This is a genomic window from Proteiniphilum acetatigenes DSM 18083 (assembly GCF_000380985.1).
Classification (GTDB): Bacteria; Bacteroidota; Bacteroidia; order Bacteroidales; family Dysgonomonadaceae; genus Proteiniphilum; species Proteiniphilum acetatigenes.
The window spans coordinates 25,657-42,665 of record NZ_KB905696.1 but is presented as its reverse complement, the minus strand read 5'-3'; the positions used below and the strand labels follow the sequence as shown (position 1 = coordinate 42,665).

The window sequence follows — 17,009 nt, the reverse complement described above, 5'->3', positions numbered from 1 at the left end:
ATGGCGGCAAAGAGAGATTTTTATGAAGTGCTGGGAGTATCCAAAACAGCGACTGCCGATGAGATAAAAAAAGCTTATCGTAAGAAAGCCATTCAGTATCACCCCGATAAAAATCCCGGGGATAAGGAAGCGGAAGAGAAGTTTAAAGAAGCGGCAGAGGCATATGAGGTGCTGAGCGATGAGCAGAAGCGTGCGCGGTACGACCAGTTCGGTCATGCCGGCGTAGGTGGAGCTGCTTCGGGTGGTTTCGGCGGCGGAGGTATGTCGATGGAAGATATCTTCTCTCAATTCGGAGATATCTTTGGCGGTCATTTTGGCGGCTTCGGCGGTTTTGGCGGCTTCGGTGGTTCCCAACGGGGCAGGAGAGTCAACAGAGGATCTGATCTTCGGGTAAAGGTGAAACTGAACCTGAAAGAGATACTTAACGGCGTGGAGAAAAAGATCAAGGTGAAGAAATATGTCTCCTGCTCACATTGTAACGGTAACGGCTCTGAAAACGGGAATTCGACCTCTACCTGTAGTACCTGTAACGGTTCGGGAGTAGTGACACGTGTGACAAACACAATTCTCGGCCAGATGCAAACGTCTTCCACCTGTCCTACCTGTAACGGAGAGGGTACGACCATTACTAAAAAATGTTCCTATTGCAACGGCGAGGGGATCGTACGTGATGAAGAGATACTCTCTATCAGGATACCTGCCGGTGTAGCCGAAGGAATGCAGCTGTCCATGTCGGGGAAAGGGAATGCTGCCCGGAGAGGAGGTATCAACGGTGACTTGTTGATCGTCGTGGAAGAAGAGCAGGATCCCAACCTGATCCGTGACGAGAACGATGTGATATATAATCTGTTCCTCAGTTTTCCTATGGCTGCCCTTGGAGGAACGGTGGAAGTGCCTACCATCGACGGGGTTGCAAAAGTGAAGATAGAGCCGGGGACACAACCGGGGAAAGTATTGCGTTTAAGAAATAAAGGGCTTCCCTCTGTGAATGGATTCGGCAAAGGTGATGAATTGATCAACGTGAACGTATATGTTCCGGAAAATCTGAGCGACAAGGAGCAGAAGTGGCTCCAGGAGATGGATAAGTCGGAGAATTTCATCCCGTCTAAGACGGAGCGGAGAAAAGTATTCGATAAATTCAAAAGAATGTTCGATTAATAGATCCGTTAGCAAACATTATAAGGGAAAGACGACTTACTCCATGAGTAGGTCGTCTTTTTACGTTATATTACCAGAGGAACCGATCATTTCCTTAAATAATATTAAATTGAAGAATAAATAGGCGAAAATATTATAGAATGAAAGTTTGGATGGATTTTTTTTATTTATTTGCAACTATTAAAAATCCAGCATAATATGAGTAGTTATTCAATTAAATCCTTAGAGCAATATTTTAAGGTTTACCGTAAATCGATCCGTAAGCCTAAGAAATTCTGGGCAAAAATAGCAGAAAATAATTTCACATGGTACCGGAAATGGGATAAAGTGGTGGAGTTTGATATGGAGCAGGCAGAATTCACCTGGTTCAAAAATGCCAAACTCAATATCACCAAGAATTGCATCGACCGGCATCTGGCAAACAGGGGAGATGAGAATGCCATTATTTTTGAGCCCAACAATCCTGAAGAACCGGCTCGTTATTATACCTATAGCCAGCTGTATGCCGAGGTGTCCAGAATGGCCAATGTGCTTCGGGATCAGGGAGTCCAAAAAGGTGACAGGGTATGTATTTATCTGCCCATGATCCCTGAACTGGCTTTCAGTGTACTGGCCTGCGCACGTATCGGTGCAATTCACTCCGTGGTATTTGCCGGCTTTTCTTCTAACGCATTGGCTACACGTATTAACGACTGCACCTGTAAACTTCTTATTACTGCGGATGGTGGGTTCCGGGGAGCCAAGACCATCGATCTGAAACGTATTGTAGACGAAGCGCTTGTGAAATCCCCTTCGATAGAAAAAGTACTGGTCGTAAGACGTACCGGTCAGGAGATCGACATGAAAGAAGGACGTGATCTCTGGTTGCAACCGCTTCTGGATGAAGCGCCCGCTACCAGCAAGGCAGAGGTGATGGATGCCGAAGACCCCCTGTTTATTCTCTATACTTCCGGCTCTACCGGAAAACCGAAGGGAATGCTGCATACTACGGCGGGATATATGGTTTATACGGCATATACCTTTAAAAATGTATTCAATTACATGCCGGGCGATATCTATTGGTGTACGGCTGATATCGGGTGGATCACCGGGCACTCTTATACCATTTACGGCCCGCTGCTCAATGGTGCTACTACCGTTATTTTTGAGGGAATCCCTTCTTATCCTACCCATAGCCGTTTCTGGGAAGTGATCCAAAAGCACCGGATCAATCAGTTCTACACGGCACCCACAGCAATCCGTTCACTGGCAAAGGAAAAAATTGAATATGTCCGGGATTACCGTCTTGACTCCCTCAAAGTAATCGGCTCTGTGGGTGAACCTATCAACGAAGAGGCCTGGCACTGGTATAACGATCATGTGGGGAACAAGCGATGTCCCTTGGTGGATACCTGGTGGCAGACCGAGACCGGCGGTATTGTGATATCAGCCATTCCTTTTGTTACGCCGACCAAACCTACTTACGCTTCTCTGCCCCTTCCCGGTATCAAGCCGGTATTGATGGATGAGTTGCGGAATGAAATTGAAGGTAATCAGCAGATCGGCAATCTTTGTATTGAGTATCCCTGGCCGGGCATCGCAAGGACTATCTGGGGGGATCACCAGCGCTTTATCGATACCTATTTTAAAACATTTCCGGGTAAATATTTCTCAGGTGATGGCGCTTTGCGGGATGAAGTCGGTTATTATCGGATTACAGGGAGGGTAGACGATGTCATTATCGTCTCTGGCCATAACCTGGGGACTGCCCCTATTGAAGATGTAATTAACGAACATCAAACAGTAGCCGAAAGTGCCATTGTAGGATATCCGCATGATATCAAAGGGAATGCCTTGTACGGATTCGTGGTGCTGAAAGAGACCGGCTTATGGCGCGACCGGCAGAACCTGGCAAAAGAGATCAATCAACTTATCTCCGACCAGATCGGTGCCATTGCTAAGTTAGACAAGATTCAATTCGTGACAGGATTGCCAAAGACCCGTTCCGGGAAAATTATGCGGCGTATCCTCCGTAAAATTGCCGAAGGAGAGCACTCTGACTTCGGAGATATCACCACACTGGTCAATCCCGAAATCGTGGAGGAGATCAGCCGGGAGAGGGTATAATATCTGTTAGTCTTATGGCCTGAAATGTCATGTGAGCCACACTGCTTTCATAAATGATGCCGACAGTTTCTCTGTCGATCATCGTCAGGCACGAATATCCCCATCCGTGATCCTCATCGAGAAGTAATTGATATTCATCAGGGAAAGAGATACCGCCATCCAGACTGATTTTAATCGTAATCTTATTTCGTTCCTTTGTAGAGTTTGGGTTGGAAAACAGTAAAATGTCTTTATTCAGGATATTATCTTTGGCATCTACCTGTAAAAGACTACCCATACAAACAGGTTCAGGCAATGCTTTTCGGGATGAGGGATGCTCCGTCCATGTTCGTCCCAGATCTTTGGTGATTGAAACGGCACGGCTACCACCCCTGTTATCCCGCATATTCAGCATAAGTACCCCTGGTGCTGTTTCAGCTACCTGTGCTTCTGTCGTATTTGATCGTGCGGGATTATGGATTTGCCATGTTTCACCGCTGTCCTTGCTATACATGATGCCGGCAAAGGGAACCGAAGTCGAGTCAATGAATTGTATCGGAAAGACCAGTATTCCGTCCTGCATAGTGATGCCTCTTCCGGGTCCTTGCAACAAAAGCTTCCACGATGGATCTTTTACCTGTTGGGTGATATTGATGGGATCAGACCAGGTCTTGCCGTCATCAGTACTTTTTGTAAGTACCAGTTGTCCTGTTTCATTGATCTTCATTCCGCTTTGCGAGTTGTGCCATGCACGTCTGTTCCCCATACCGTGTGTCCATAGTGCAATGATCCAGATTGTGCCGCTTTTTGTGTCCACTAATATCGCAGGATCACCTACACCATTCTGTGCTTTCGGTAATCCTCCATATTCGCCAAAGCGCAAAGGAATACGCATCTCCTCCCATGATTGGCCCTTATCGGTACTTCTGCTCAATCCTACATCTATATATTCCTGCAGGTCGACACTGTTGTTATAGCGGATATCGTACACGGCCAGTAATGAGCCATCATTGCTTGTGGCTAATCCCGGGATACGATAAGCGGCAGCCCCATCGTCGCCGGCATGACGTACCCCAATACCCATACGATGGATAGCCGGTTTATCCTGCCTTGTTACAGGAGCCTGCTTCCCGTCGAGTTTCACCGAGACAAAATCTACCTCGACTGTAGAAAGCAAAGATGTATTCGGCTTCATCTGTAAGCTTATCCAGAAATAGTTAATACCTGGAAACAGGCTATATACCGGCTTAAAAACCACTTCACCGGATAGTGGTTGCTTCTCGTTTACTTTGATAGAATAGGACGGGATGGCCTCACGTGTATTCCCTTGTATGTTATGACTCGAAATGTACTGCACCGGTGCATAGTGGATATCCCCTAACCGTTCCGGTGCTTCAGTACCCCCATAATATAGCTTCAGGGATGCTATTTCGTTCAGATTGGTATTTCCGGTAAATCGGAGTCTTATCTCATCCAGTATTTTTGAATTTTGCGCGTCTATCCGAATGTAGAACAATACATTATCCAGTCTGTCTATTAAAACCGGAACTCTTGTTTGTTTTACATATATCGTATCGGCTGCCTGGATGGAGAAAATGAAACAGGAAAGTAAGAAACTTAAAATAATTCTTTTCATTAGAGAATGCTTTCTTCTACAGTATAAGTAATCATTTAACAAAGCTACTGTAAAAATTCTATAAGTAGAAATTATTTTTCAATACACCGGTTATTTCTTTTTTAGCCAGAATCGTTCGATATCTTGGAGTGATTTACCGGCGGTATCAGGTATCAGTTTTCTTATAATAGGTTTTGGAAAACATGAATTTATGAAATAAAACCCTCTTTTAATGAATTTTTACGTAGAATTATCTTCAAATGGCGCAAAATAAATAATTTATAAGAGATAATATGATTTTAATTTATATAAAAATCCCCTATATTTGTTTTTTATTTAAAAATATAGTTATCTTTGCCCAATATTTTTGATTTTCCCCGTTAATCTGATAAAATAAATATATAAATACATGAACTTGAGAAATACATATATGTTAGTTTTTTCTCTTTTGTTAATTAACGTTAACGGGGGGGGGGGGGCAATTCCGTATAATTCTTTCCCTCTTCAGTTACAGCAGCTTCCGTTTCTCCGCTCTTTCCTGGTCTTATTGGAAATTAATCGATTCAGTAATTCTTTTCTTTTCATTTATCTCACTTTTGGTAAGGGAGGAGAGAACCCTTGTGTTGACAATCCAAACGGGTCATATAAACTATATTGTCCACGTAGATCGTGTGGACTGCCAGATTCCTGCTGATGTATTACAGGATATGAAGTCACTATATCTGCGCTCAGGAAGACAATCCGTATCATGATTTATATGAGACGAAAAAACGGGAAACACTTGAACCAAGAGAACAAAAATAAGCCAATTACTAATAAGTTATTTTTTAATTTAAAATGAAATGAAAAGAGAAATTAAATTTTTTTTCTTATTTATTTTTCTTCTTTTTCCTGTATTTCTAGTTGCACAGCAAGAAATACAGGTAAGGGGAAAGGTTATTGAGGCAGAGACAAACGAACCTTTGCCGGATGTTAGCATCTTGATTGAGAATTCTACAAGAGGAGTGCCTACGGATATGGACGGAACTTTTGAAATAAGAGTTAATCCGTCGGATAAATTAAACTAATTCATATATTTTATTTAACATGAAAAAACAAAAGCAATTAAGTGTTATTTATTTTGTCATGACCATTATTCTTTTTTGGTCATGCGAAAGCAACAAGCCTGATAATTTCGGGCGGGAAAATTACGATCCATCAAAACCGGTCGAAATCACCAGCTTTGAACCGGATTCAGGAGGGATGTCCACTAAAGTATTTATTACAGGAAGTAACTTTGGCTCGGATGTATCCAAAATCAAGGTCTATTTCAACGATGTACCCGCGCCGGTTATCGGCTCCGACGGGAGGCATATTTACACGATTACTCCACGACAGCCGGGCAGGGAAAACGTCATATCTGTTGTAGTGAATGGCGATTCCACTGCTTTTACCAAAAAGAAATACTTGTACCGTACAATGTATGTCATTCAAACCATTGCCGGAAGAAAGGGTACTACCGAGTTCAAGGGGGGACGGTTGTCGGAGGCTGAATTTCAATATCCTTCCACCATCACAGTGGACAATGAAGGTAACATCTTTATTTCTCATTGGCGCGTTCCATATAGTTTTCTTCGGATCAACGAGGCGGAGGACATTGTAGAAGCTGTATTGCCCGGAAGTTCCACAGATGCCACGTATGCGTTGGGTGCGCCAACAGTCGATGCCGATGGCGTGGTTTCTGCGATTTCCGATGGAGGTAGAATATTTTTTACTTTCGATCCTGCTGAAGCCTGGACGCCAAGACAACGCTCCATTCTACCGGCAGGAGCAGGAGGAGTTCCCTTTACATTCAGTACGGCGCACAGTCTTGCGGCTCATCCGGTGACAGGAGAGCTATATACCCGTTATTACTCCTCAGGGCATCTCATCAAGGTCGATCCTAACACAAGGGAGGGTTCATTAGTCGCAGAAACGTTAACTTCATCCGATTCTTACCTCGTTTTTGATCCTGTTAATCCCAATATTATTTACATTTCCTATTCATCCCTGCATTGTATCGGCAAATATGACCTCGAAAAGAAAGAGCATACTATTTTTGCCGGCAGAAACGGTGAGGCCGGATGGCAAGACGGGCCATTATCGGAAGCCAGGTTTAATGTTCCCAACCAGTTGATCGTTGCCCCCAATGGCAACCTGTATCTGGCAGACAGGGGTAACCATTGCATCCGCATGATTACCCTTGACGATAATGGCGGTGGTGTGGTATCGACCGTTATCGGCAAAGGAGGCGTTGCCGGTTATCAGGACGGCAATCCCGAGGATGCCCTTTTTAATAATCCAAGAGGAGTGGCAGTAACACCCGATGGCAACATTTATATTACAGACTACGAGAACAATGTTGTCCGAAAGTTAACTATAGAGTAATTATCATTCATAATTCAACATTTATTATGCAATTTAATTATAAAAATATTCTGGTTATTTGTTTACTGTGTTTGTTGCCATCATTCGCCGCAGCACAGACGTATAATATGGCAGGTACCGTTTATGACGAAAAAGGAGAGACCCTTCCGGGAGTCAGCATTTTTCTGAAGGCGCAAGCCATGGTTGGCACGGCGACCGATATCAACGGCAAGTTTAAGATCAAGGCTGCCAAAGGAGATATACTTGTGTTTTCATATATAGGATATGAAAATCAGGAATATCTTGTTGACGCTGAAAATGATAATATTACCGTCACCATGACGCCAAGTGCCATTGAAATGGAAGAGGTAGTTGTTACCGCCTTGGGAACCCAACGTAAAATTAGTGTTGTAGGCGCTGTTACATCTGTAAATGTAGAAGAACTTCAAACACCTGCTACAAGCATTACAAACATGCTTGGCGGGCGTGTGGCCGGTATGATTACGCAATTAGGCAGCGGCGAACCGGGCAAAAACATTTCGGAGTTCTGGGTGCGAGGTATTGGCACATTCGGCGCGAGTAGTTCGGCGTTGGTATTGATAGACGGATTGGAGGGCAATATAAACTCCATCGACCCTGCTGACATCGAATCATTCTCCATACTGAAAGACGCTTCTGCAACGGCTGTTTACGGAGTTCGTGGTGCCAATGGTGTGGTGCTGATCACGACCAAGCGCGGACAAAGCGGCAAAATGCAAATTAAGGCAAGAGCCAATTATACGCTGTCGTACCTGAAACGGATGCCCGAATATCTGAGAGCCTACGATTATGCCGTTTTAGCCAATGAAGCAAGGGCGGTACGTAACGAAGAGATTCTTTATGACAATATGGAGCTGAAACTCATCAAGAACCATTTGGATGATGATCTTTATCCTGACATCAGTTGGCAGGATGAGATCATGAAACGAAACGGTTTCCAGCAGACTTATTATGTAAGTGCGCAGGGCGGCGGCGATGCAGCGCGTTACTTTATCAGTTTGGGTACCTCGATGGAAGACGCCGCCTACAAAGTCGCTCCTGAAAACACCATTCGCTCCGGTGTTGGCTACAACACTTATAATTACCGTATCAATCTGGATATTGACCTAAACAAGAGCACCACTTTGTATTTTGGTACAGACGGTTTCATGTCGCTGAGGACACAACCCGGCTTTACCAATACAGATGACTTGTGGGCAGCCCAGTCGATGCTTACGCCTATTACTGTTCCAATCAGATATTCGACAGGAGAGTTGCCGGCTTTCAGTTCAGAATATGGCTTTGCAGGCATATCGCCATATGTATTAATGAATTACACAGGAAAGCAAACCAACCAGCAATATATAGGTAAGGCAACGCTGGCGTTATCACATGATTTCTCTTATCTGGTCAAAGATCTGAAATTGAGAATGCAAGGAGCCTATGACAACATTTCATGGAAAGACGAAATCCGATATGTAATTCCCGAATTGTATCTGGCGAGCGGGCGTACTACCTGGGGCGAATTACAAAGGGCAAAGAGTGTTGACGCAGTTAGTCCCCAATACTCGAACTATCAGCGTCAGTCCCGGAAATATCATTTTGAAAGTACGTTATCATGGGATAGACTCATTGCAGAGGATCATCGCGCAAGCGCACTTGTTTATTATTATATGAGCGACGAGCAAGACACAAGAGATGCTGATGTCGCCGGTGCGGGTCGTCGAGCCCTGGAAGCCCTACCTAAAAGGTATCAGGGACTTTCCAGTCGGCTTACATACGGATTCAAAAATACTTACATGATCGATTTTAATTTCGGCTACACGGGTTCGGAAAATTTTGAGCCCGGAAAACAATTTGGTTTCTTCCCTTCGCTGGCGCTCGGTTGGGTGCCTACCAGTTATCAATGGGTAATGGATCATATGAGTTGGCTTAACTATTTTAAAATACGGGCTTCTTACGGATCGGTAGGTAGTGACCGTATTGCCGATTTCAGGTTCCCGTTCATGACCATTATTGGAGAAAACCAGCCTGTAGGCTGGGGTAGTACGCTCAACGGCGTGAGCGAATTGCAATTCGGGGCCAACAACCTGATGTGGGAAAAAGCGTTGAAAGCCAATGTTGGTGTCGAAGCCAATCTGTTGGATGATCGATTGTCATTTGTGGTGGACTTTTTTAACGATAAACGCGAAAATATTTTCCAACGCAGGGAAACGATTCCTGGTTACGTCGGATTGGTCTATTCCGCGCGTCCGTATGGTAATGTAGGGAGTATGCGCAGTTACGGTACGGACGGCAACATTTCCTATACGCACGAAATCCGTAAGGACTGGAGTTTTACAATACGGGGAAATTATACCTATTCGGCAAACGAAATCATCAACTGGGAACAACCGCCTACCAGATATCCATACCAACCCTATAACGGATATCCTTTATCAGCGATACGCGGCTATATTGCCACAGGTCTGTTCGCAGACGAAGATGACATTGAATTTAGTGCTACCCAGTCTTTCGGAGGCTTCAAAGTCATGCCCGGCGATATCAAATACAAAGATATCAACGGTGACGGCGTGATCAATACCGATGACATGGTGTTCTTGTCTGATCCTACTTACCCGCGATTAATGTATGGCTTCGGCGGGGAGATGAAATACAAAGACTTCACGTTGGGCATATTGTTCAAAGGAACAGGTAAAACCGACTTTTATCATGTGGGTTATTATCATGCAGATTATGGCACCAATGGACCGGGTTACGTACCTTTCAATAATGGGAGAATCGGGAATGTGCTGACTATGGTCAATGACCCTGCCAACCGTTGGATCCCGATGGATTATGCTTTGGCAAACGGGATTGACCCGGCTCTGGCGGAAAATCCCAATGCCCGCTTTCCAAGACTCTCATACGGATACAATGCCAATAATTCGCAGTTGTCCACCTTTTGGAAGAGTGATTCCCGTTACTTGCGCCTGCAGGAAGTAACGCTCAATTACCATCTCAGAGCGGAATTTCTCAGACGGTTTGGCTTGACATCTGCTGATATACAGTTAGTCGGGAATAATCTTTATGTTTGGGACAAGGTGAAAGACTGGGATCCGGAACAGGGATTTAGAAACGGACGCGCTTATCCGATACCATCGAGATACACGCTGCAACTTTACCTTAACTTTTAAAATATAGAAACGGATGAAAAATATATTTAAGCATACAATAGTTTGTGCCTGCTTGGCAATCATGACGATGTCATCCTGCAATTACCTGGATGTGGCCGATAATTTTGAAGAGGCGTTTAAATATGATTCAATTTTTGTAAATAAAACAAATCTGGAACGTTACGTATGGAATATAGCGTCTCTGTTTCCTGATGAAGGTTACAAATTCGACAAACTGGGTTCGTTTGCCACCGATGAGGCTTTTTCGATTATGATTTCCGACTATGCCTCATTGGATTTTGTACAGGGGAACATAACTCCTACTAATCTCAGGTCGTTTGATATTTGGAACAGCATGTATATCATTGTTCGTAAAGTCAATACGGTTTTTGCCAACATAGACAAGGCAACCGACCTGACCGGAAGGGAAAAGAATGAGCTAATGGGCTATCTTTATTTCATGCGCGCCTATGCCTATTACAGATTGATCATGTATTATGGTCCCATTGTGATATTAGGCGACGACGTGATGGAAACAAATGAAACGGAAGATTACTACGACCGTCCAAGAGCGACATTCGACGAATCGGTGGATTATGTTTGCAGTGAATTGGAACGATCGGCAGAGCTTATGCCGGACGTTGTCACACCCAGTTATTTCGGACGTCCTTCCGCCGGATCTGCACTGGGATTGAGCGCCCGTCTGCGGCTGATTCAGGCAAGTCCGCTCTGGAATGGTGGATCAGCCGCCCGTAGAACGTATGGAACGTGGAAAAGGTCAACGGATGGAGTAAATTATGTTTCACAGACATACGACGAACGTAAATGGGCTGAAGCAGCTGCGGTTTGCAAGCGTATTATAGACATGAACATCTTTGCTTTACACACCGTAAAAAAAATGCCGGATACTGCTCCTCTGCCCGATAATGTACCGCAACATAGTTTTCCATTGGGAGCGGGAGATATTGATCCTTTCCGGTCATATTCCGATATGTTTACCGGAGAGTCGCCATTTGCGCGTAATCCTGAATATCTGTGGGCGCAGCGATCATCCGGTTTAGTAAATTATTCGAGACATGCTTTTCCTTATGAATTATATAATGGGTACGCCACTGTATCGGTACCCCAAAAAGTGATTGATGCCTATCGGATGGCAGACGGACGTACCATCGAAAATTCAAGCGATGAATATCCCTATTTAACCGATGGTATATGGAATAATGGAACTGATCTGACATTTTCCGGCTATACGTTAAAAGGGAATGTCCATAAAATGTATGTAAACCGTGAATTGAGGTTCTATGCCAGTATCGGCTTCAGCGGAGCACTCTGGCCTATGCTTTCCACTTCAAACTTAAGCAAGAGGAATATCCAGTTTTGGTATAACCTGAATGGTAACGCCGGTAAAAATTCAAACCGGAATTTACCCTACAACGTGAATACAACGGGCTATTCGTTGAGAAAATTCGTCCACCCTGAAGATTCATGGGGAGCTCCCGGTCAAGGTGAGGGGTACGAAAATTCCCGGCGGTTAGAAAAAGCATATCCCATTATCCGGTATGCGGAAATCCTGCTTGCATATGTGGAAGCTTTAAATAATCTAACCTCCACACATACCATCCAGGATTATCCACTATCAAGGAATATAGACGAAATGCGTTATTATTTCAATATGATTCGTTTCAGAGCCGGATTACCGGGACTGACTGATGCTGAACTTGCTTCACAAGAAACCATGCAGAGTCTGATAGAACGCGAACGAATGGTGGAATTGCTTCACGAAAACGCGCGTTTCTGGGATGTGCGGCGCTGGGGCAAGTACGAAATCACGGAAAGAGAACCCATTCAGGGTATGGATATGGATGCAGACGGATTGGCGTTTTACAATATTGTTCCTGTCAATCAAACAGTAGCCAGAAACAGAGTAGTGGATAAAAAACTGATTCTTGTACCCATTGAATTGAACGAGATAAGGAAATCTCCTTCGATGGATCAGAACCCGGGATACCAATATTAATTGAAAGTAAAAATAGAAATTATATGAAAATATCATTAAAAATATTCATTGTGTGCGTCGTGGCGCTTCGTCTTATCGGTTGCAACACCGATTCCATTTATGAGGATGAGCAATATAAAACTTTGGTTTATTTGCTAAGTGGCTCGGAAAATGTTTTTGCCACATCCTATACGCTCAATGAAGAGGAACCTGTCAGGTATGTTTCCATTGGATGCGGCGGTTCAAATAGCAATGAACAGGAGATCACGGTAACGCTTGAGCCGAACCCGGCTATGTTAGACGAGTTCAATAGTTTGAACTATAATTACCAAAGCGAGTATGCCAAATTGTTACCTGCCGACAGGTACGAGATTGCGTCATATACGGTAACGTTACCCGCCAATTCGGGTTATCATTACGTAAGAATGCCTGTGAAAGTACGCCCGTTGGGTTTGTCTCCGGATTCGATCTATTTCATTCCTTTGAAAATCAAAAGTGTATCGCGTTATGATGTGAATGAGGACAAAAGTGATGTGCTCTTCCGTGTAGCCATTGAAAATGATTATGCCGAACAATTAGTACCCACCTATTATGCAAAAAGCGGGACGATGACCAATCCGATTACCGTGTTGAGTGGCACAAAATTAGTGCAACCGCTGGAAAAAGACAAGGTGAGGATGTTTATTGGCAACGAAACTTATGGAAATACAACCACTGTTGCCGATATTGAAAGACTATCCGTTGTGGTGCAGATATTAGAGGATAATACACTCGTGGTTACTCCTTACGGTGACTCTATGGAGGTGGAAATGCTTGATAATGTAAACGGTTATAACAGATATGTCCCTGAACTTTTGCAAGGAACAACCAGGCAGCGCGTATTCTACTTAAACTACCGTTTTCGACTCAAGAAAAGCGATGGCACCTTTAACGTATGGAGAGAAGTAGAGGAGAGGTTGATACGAATAGAAGATTGATGACAAATTAAGAACTGATAAAAATTAAAAAACATGAATAGATTTTTACATCGGGCATCATTCATTTTCGCCGGTTTGTTGTTGCTCACAGCTTGCAGCGATGGTCCGGAAAGAAATGTAGAATATACAATTTATTCCACCCATTCTTCAATAGAATTGTTAGAAGGCGAGGAATTTCAAATTACGGCGAGCCCAACGACACAAACGTTTACATGGGAAACTACCGACGCTTCAGTGGCCACGGTCAGTTCAACGGGGTTGGTTCGTGCAATCAGCGATGGTACATGCTTTATCAATATAACAAGCAGCGAAGGTCTGAGAAGGTCGATACCTGTAGATGTAGAGAAGCTTCTGCTGCTTGAAGGGATTGAAGTATTCAATAAAGCAAATCTTGCATCTGTTGACCATATTCCCCTATTAATGGGTAAAACCACGGAATTGGCCGCAAGCGCAATACCGTCAAATTACAATGAAAAAATTCCTTTCAACATCATTTGGGAATCGTCTGATAAAGACATTGTAACAATTGATGAGAGTGGAATAGTAACACCCGTTTATTTCGGTAATGCTGAAATCACGGTCAGTGTGGCAGATAAACCATCTGTAAAGAAGGTTATTCCCGTTGAAGTTTTGGAGAATCCTATAACAGCCATTCAGGTGGAGAGCGATTTGATTTTGACGCTGAATAATAAACACACTGTGATCCCCGTACTGTTGCCGTCAGACTACGGAGTTAGAGATCCTTCTCTCGTTTGGAAGTCTTCCGATGAATCCGTTGTGAAAGTGACGGATGGCGAAATCGAACCGGTTGGCACAGGTTCAGCTGTTGTTACTGTTTCACTCAACAGTAATCCTTCTGTAAATGCGGAGATAGCTATAATCGTTGCATTAAATCCCGGTATTCTCAACCGCACAGATTGGGAAATTATTGATTGGAATTCATGTATCTGCGAAGAACCTCAATATGAATTTCTTAACCGTATACCGGAGAATATGCTCGACGGGAATGTGGCCACTTTCTGGGGATCGAAATGGGATGAACCCAAACCACTTCCCTATTATTTTATCTTCGACATGAAGAAAGAGTATAAGATTTACAGGATTAGTTTTACTAAACCGAACGACGATTGGAGGGGGAACCTTAAAAACGGCTATTTTGAGATCAGTGCGGATAATGTCACATGGACAAAGTTGTCCGATTGGAGTGTTAGCAGCAATGCGCCGCGTGAACATACTTTCAACCAGGATGGCTCTTCGGCTCGATATCTCAGGTTTGTGATCAGTGACGTTTTTGCGTATTACAAAAGCGGTGCGCAATGCGACATAGCCGAATTTAATGTGTTTGGGGAAGAATAGATTGACATTGCATGAAAGATGTTTGGAAGAGACCTCTTTTCCAAACATCTTCTTTTCATAAAAACTAACTTCAGTTAACTAAACAAATATGCAAAACAGACGCGAATTTCTAAAAAAAATGGCGATAAGTGCCGCAGCGCTCAATTCGGCTTCTTCATTGCTTTCCGTCGCCGGTGAGAAAATGGTTAAAGACGTGAAAACGTCAATATCTCCCAACTCTTTCATCAATATAGCCCTGATAGGCAAAGGAGGTATGGGAACAGCCAATACCAACACGGCCCTGACGGTTGAGGGTGTGCGGTTGGTGGGCGTGTGCGACCTGTATGACAAACGTTTGAAGGATGCCAAGGCACAATGGGGAAATGAAATTTTCGCTACAAAAGATTATAGGGAAATTCTTTTACGGAAAGATATTGATGCGGTAATAATCGCTACTCCCGACCATTGGCATCAACCGATAGCCATTGAGGCAATGAACGCCGGTAAACATGTGTATTGCGAAAAACCGGTCATCCATAAATTGGGTGAGGGAAAAACCCTGATTGAAGCGCAGAAAAAGAGCGGAGTACTGTTTCAGGTGGGCAGTCAGGGTATGGCTTCATTAGGAAATAGGGCGGCCAGGTTATTGGTACAACAGGGGATTATCGGCCCTGTCAATTTTGTTGATGGGCAGTTTACTGCGGCTCCGGGCAGGTTAAATGCCTTTACCGCCCCCGATGATGCCTCCGAAGAAACTATCTGGTGGAACCGTTTTCTGGGGAATGCACCTAAAATACCCTTTACTCCACAGCATTTCTTTGCATGGAGAAACTGGAAGGATTATGGTACGGGCATAGCCGGAGACCTGTTTGTGCATGTCCTCTCCAGTATTCATTATATCATGGATGCAACAGGTCCGGAGAAGGTGTATACTACCGGAGGAATACGGTACTATACGGATGGGTTACGTGATACTCCCGATGTTATGTTGGGATATTTCGATTATCCGGATAGAAATAATTCGGGAGCTTTTACGGTGCAGTTAGGAGCCAATTATGTGGATGGCGTATCCAGGAAATGGGGAAGTATGGATTTCAGGATTGTTGGTTCGAAAGGTTCGTTGGATGTCGGTTGGGATAAAGTCGTCCTGAAAACAATGGAAGATGTAAATATGAAGGATCTTGAAGTCGTAAAACAATTGGGGCAAGGAATGGATATTCCTGAAAAAGTGTCTCCCCGTGAGATTGTTTTCCATGCGGAAAAAGGATACAGAGGTGGGCATTATGATCACCATTTGAACTTTATCAACGGAATAAGGAATAATACGCCTTTAACGGCAGATGTCCTTTTTGCCGTCAGAACGGCTGCACCTGCTCTGCTCAGTTATGAAAGCTATTTACGCAATAAAGCAATTGAATGGGATGCTCAGAAACTCAAAATAAAAAAATAATGAAGATGAAACATGTAAAGATTATTTTTGCCTTTTTACTGGCTTTTTTCACGGCTGTCTCTTGTCATGTATCGAGGGACAGCGGTTCTCAACAACCTGCTCCCGGTAAAGGAGCCACATTCCGCCTGTCAAAAGAAGAAAAGAAAGAGGGGTATAAGGTCCTTTTTGACGGCACATCTATGTCACAATGGACAAGTAATACCAATGAATATGTTCTGGAAAACGGTTACATTGTCATGTACCCGAAAACCGGCCATGGAAATTTGTACACAAAACAAGAGTTTGACGACTTTATTTTACGTTTTGAATTTTTACTTACTCCTGAAGCGAATAGCGGATTGGGATTACGGCATAAAATGATAACTGCACAAAGCGGATACGATGGAATGGAATTGCAGATACTGGATAATGAAGCACCTATCTATAAAGATTTAAAGCCTTATCAGTACCACGGATCGGTATATGGCTGGATACCTGCAAAACGGGGCTTCCTGAAACCCGCGGGAGAGTGGAATTATCAGGAGGTGGTTGCAGACGGCAATCATATCAAAGTCATTCTGAACGGAACGGTAATTGTTGACGGTAATTTAAGGGAAGCCACAAAAGGAACTCCTGCAGATAAAATTCCGGCTACGTTATTTTACGAAAAGGGACATATCGCTTTTTTAGGGCATAATTCTGTTGTTAAATTCAGAAATATCCGGATAAAGGAATTGAAAAAATAAGCTTGCTCCTCCTTATTTATCCAGAAGCGATCGATATCTTCGAGTGATTTACCGACGGTTTCGGGCATCAGTTTCCATACGATTCAGGCCATCATTTGCCAGATAATATA

General features: G+C 43.7%; 11 protein-coding genes. 10 read left to right on the top strand and 1 reads right to left on the bottom strand.

Annotation, left to right across the window (positions count from 1 at the left end; genetic code table 11):
• Positions 1-1,158, top strand: a complete 1,158-nt coding sequence (gene dnaJ / locus F597_RS0108505) for a molecular chaperone DnaJ (RefSeq protein ID WP_019539307.1) — start codon at positions 1-3, stop codon at positions 1,156-1,158.
• Between the two features lie 198 nt (positions 1,159-1,356).
• Positions 1,357-3,264, top strand: coding sequence for an acetate--CoA ligase (gene acs, locus F597_RS0108500; protein ID WP_019539306.1), 1,908 nt, complete (start codon positions 1,357-1,359; stop codon positions 3,262-3,264).
• Here the strand turns inward: acs and F597_RS0108495 are convergent.
• Positions 3,245-4,879 carry a sialidase family protein gene (locus F597_RS0108495; RefSeq protein WP_019539305.1) on the bottom strand — a complete coding sequence of 545 codons (1,635 nt, stop codon included), beginning with the start codon at positions 4,877-4,879 and terminating at the stop codon, positions 3,245-3,247. The two genes, acs and F597_RS0108495, sit on opposite strands and share 20 nt — an antisense overlap.
• An 821-nt stretch (positions 4,880-5,700) precedes the next feature.
• Between F597_RS0108495 and F597_RS0108490 the strand changes: the two genes are divergently transcribed.
• From F597_RS0108490 to F597_RS0108455, 8 genes are all read left to right on the top strand, one after another.
• Positions 5,701-5,925, top strand: a complete 225-nt coding sequence (locus F597_RS0108490) for a carboxypeptidase-like regulatory domain-containing protein (protein ID WP_019539304.1) — start codon at positions 5,701-5,703, stop codon at positions 5,923-5,925.
• Positions 5,926-5,944: 19 nt separating this feature from the next.
• Complete coding sequence (locus F597_RS0108485) at positions 5,945-7,264, top strand: IPT/TIG domain-containing protein (RefSeq protein ID WP_026327282.1); 1,320 nt, start codon at positions 5,945-5,947, stop codon at positions 7,262-7,264.
• A gap of 26 nt (positions 7,265-7,290) precedes the next feature.
• On the top strand, positions 7,291-10,437 hold the full coding sequence (locus tag F597_RS0108480) for a SusC/RagA family TonB-linked outer membrane protein (RefSeq protein ID WP_044060169.1): 3,147 nt from the start codon (positions 7,291-7,293) through the stop codon (positions 10,435-10,437).
• A gap of 13 nt (positions 10,438-10,450) precedes the next feature.
• Entirely contained in the window at positions 10,451-12,433 is a 1,983-nt protein-coding gene (locus F597_RS0108475) for a RagB/SusD family nutrient uptake outer membrane protein (protein WP_026327280.1), read from the top strand.
• 23 nt (positions 12,434-12,456) lie between these two features.
• Entirely contained in the window at positions 12,457-13,389 is a 933-nt protein-coding gene (locus F597_RS0108470) for a BT_3987 domain-containing protein (RefSeq protein WP_019539300.1), read from the top strand.
• A gap of 33 nt (positions 13,390-13,422) precedes the next feature.
• Positions 13,423-14,745, top strand: coding sequence for an Ig-like domain-containing protein (locus tag F597_RS20425; RefSeq protein ID WP_020700412.1), 1,323 nt, complete (start codon positions 13,423-13,425; stop codon positions 14,743-14,745).
• An 88-nt stretch (positions 14,746-14,833) separates the two neighbouring features.
• The gene (locus tag F597_RS0108460; RefSeq protein ID WP_019539299.1) at positions 14,834-16,174 is read left to right on the top strand and encodes a Gfo/Idh/MocA family protein; all 1,341 of its coding nucleotides are present in this window, start codon (positions 14,834-14,836) and stop codon (positions 16,172-16,174) included.
• Positions 16,175-16,179: 5 nt separating this feature from the next.
• Positions 16,180-16,899 carry a 3-keto-disaccharide hydrolase gene (locus F597_RS0108455; RefSeq protein ID WP_245542012.1) on the top strand — a complete coding sequence of 240 codons (720 nt, stop codon included), beginning with the start codon at positions 16,180-16,182 and terminating at the stop codon, positions 16,897-16,899.
• Positions 16,900-17,009 lie beyond the last annotated feature (110 nt).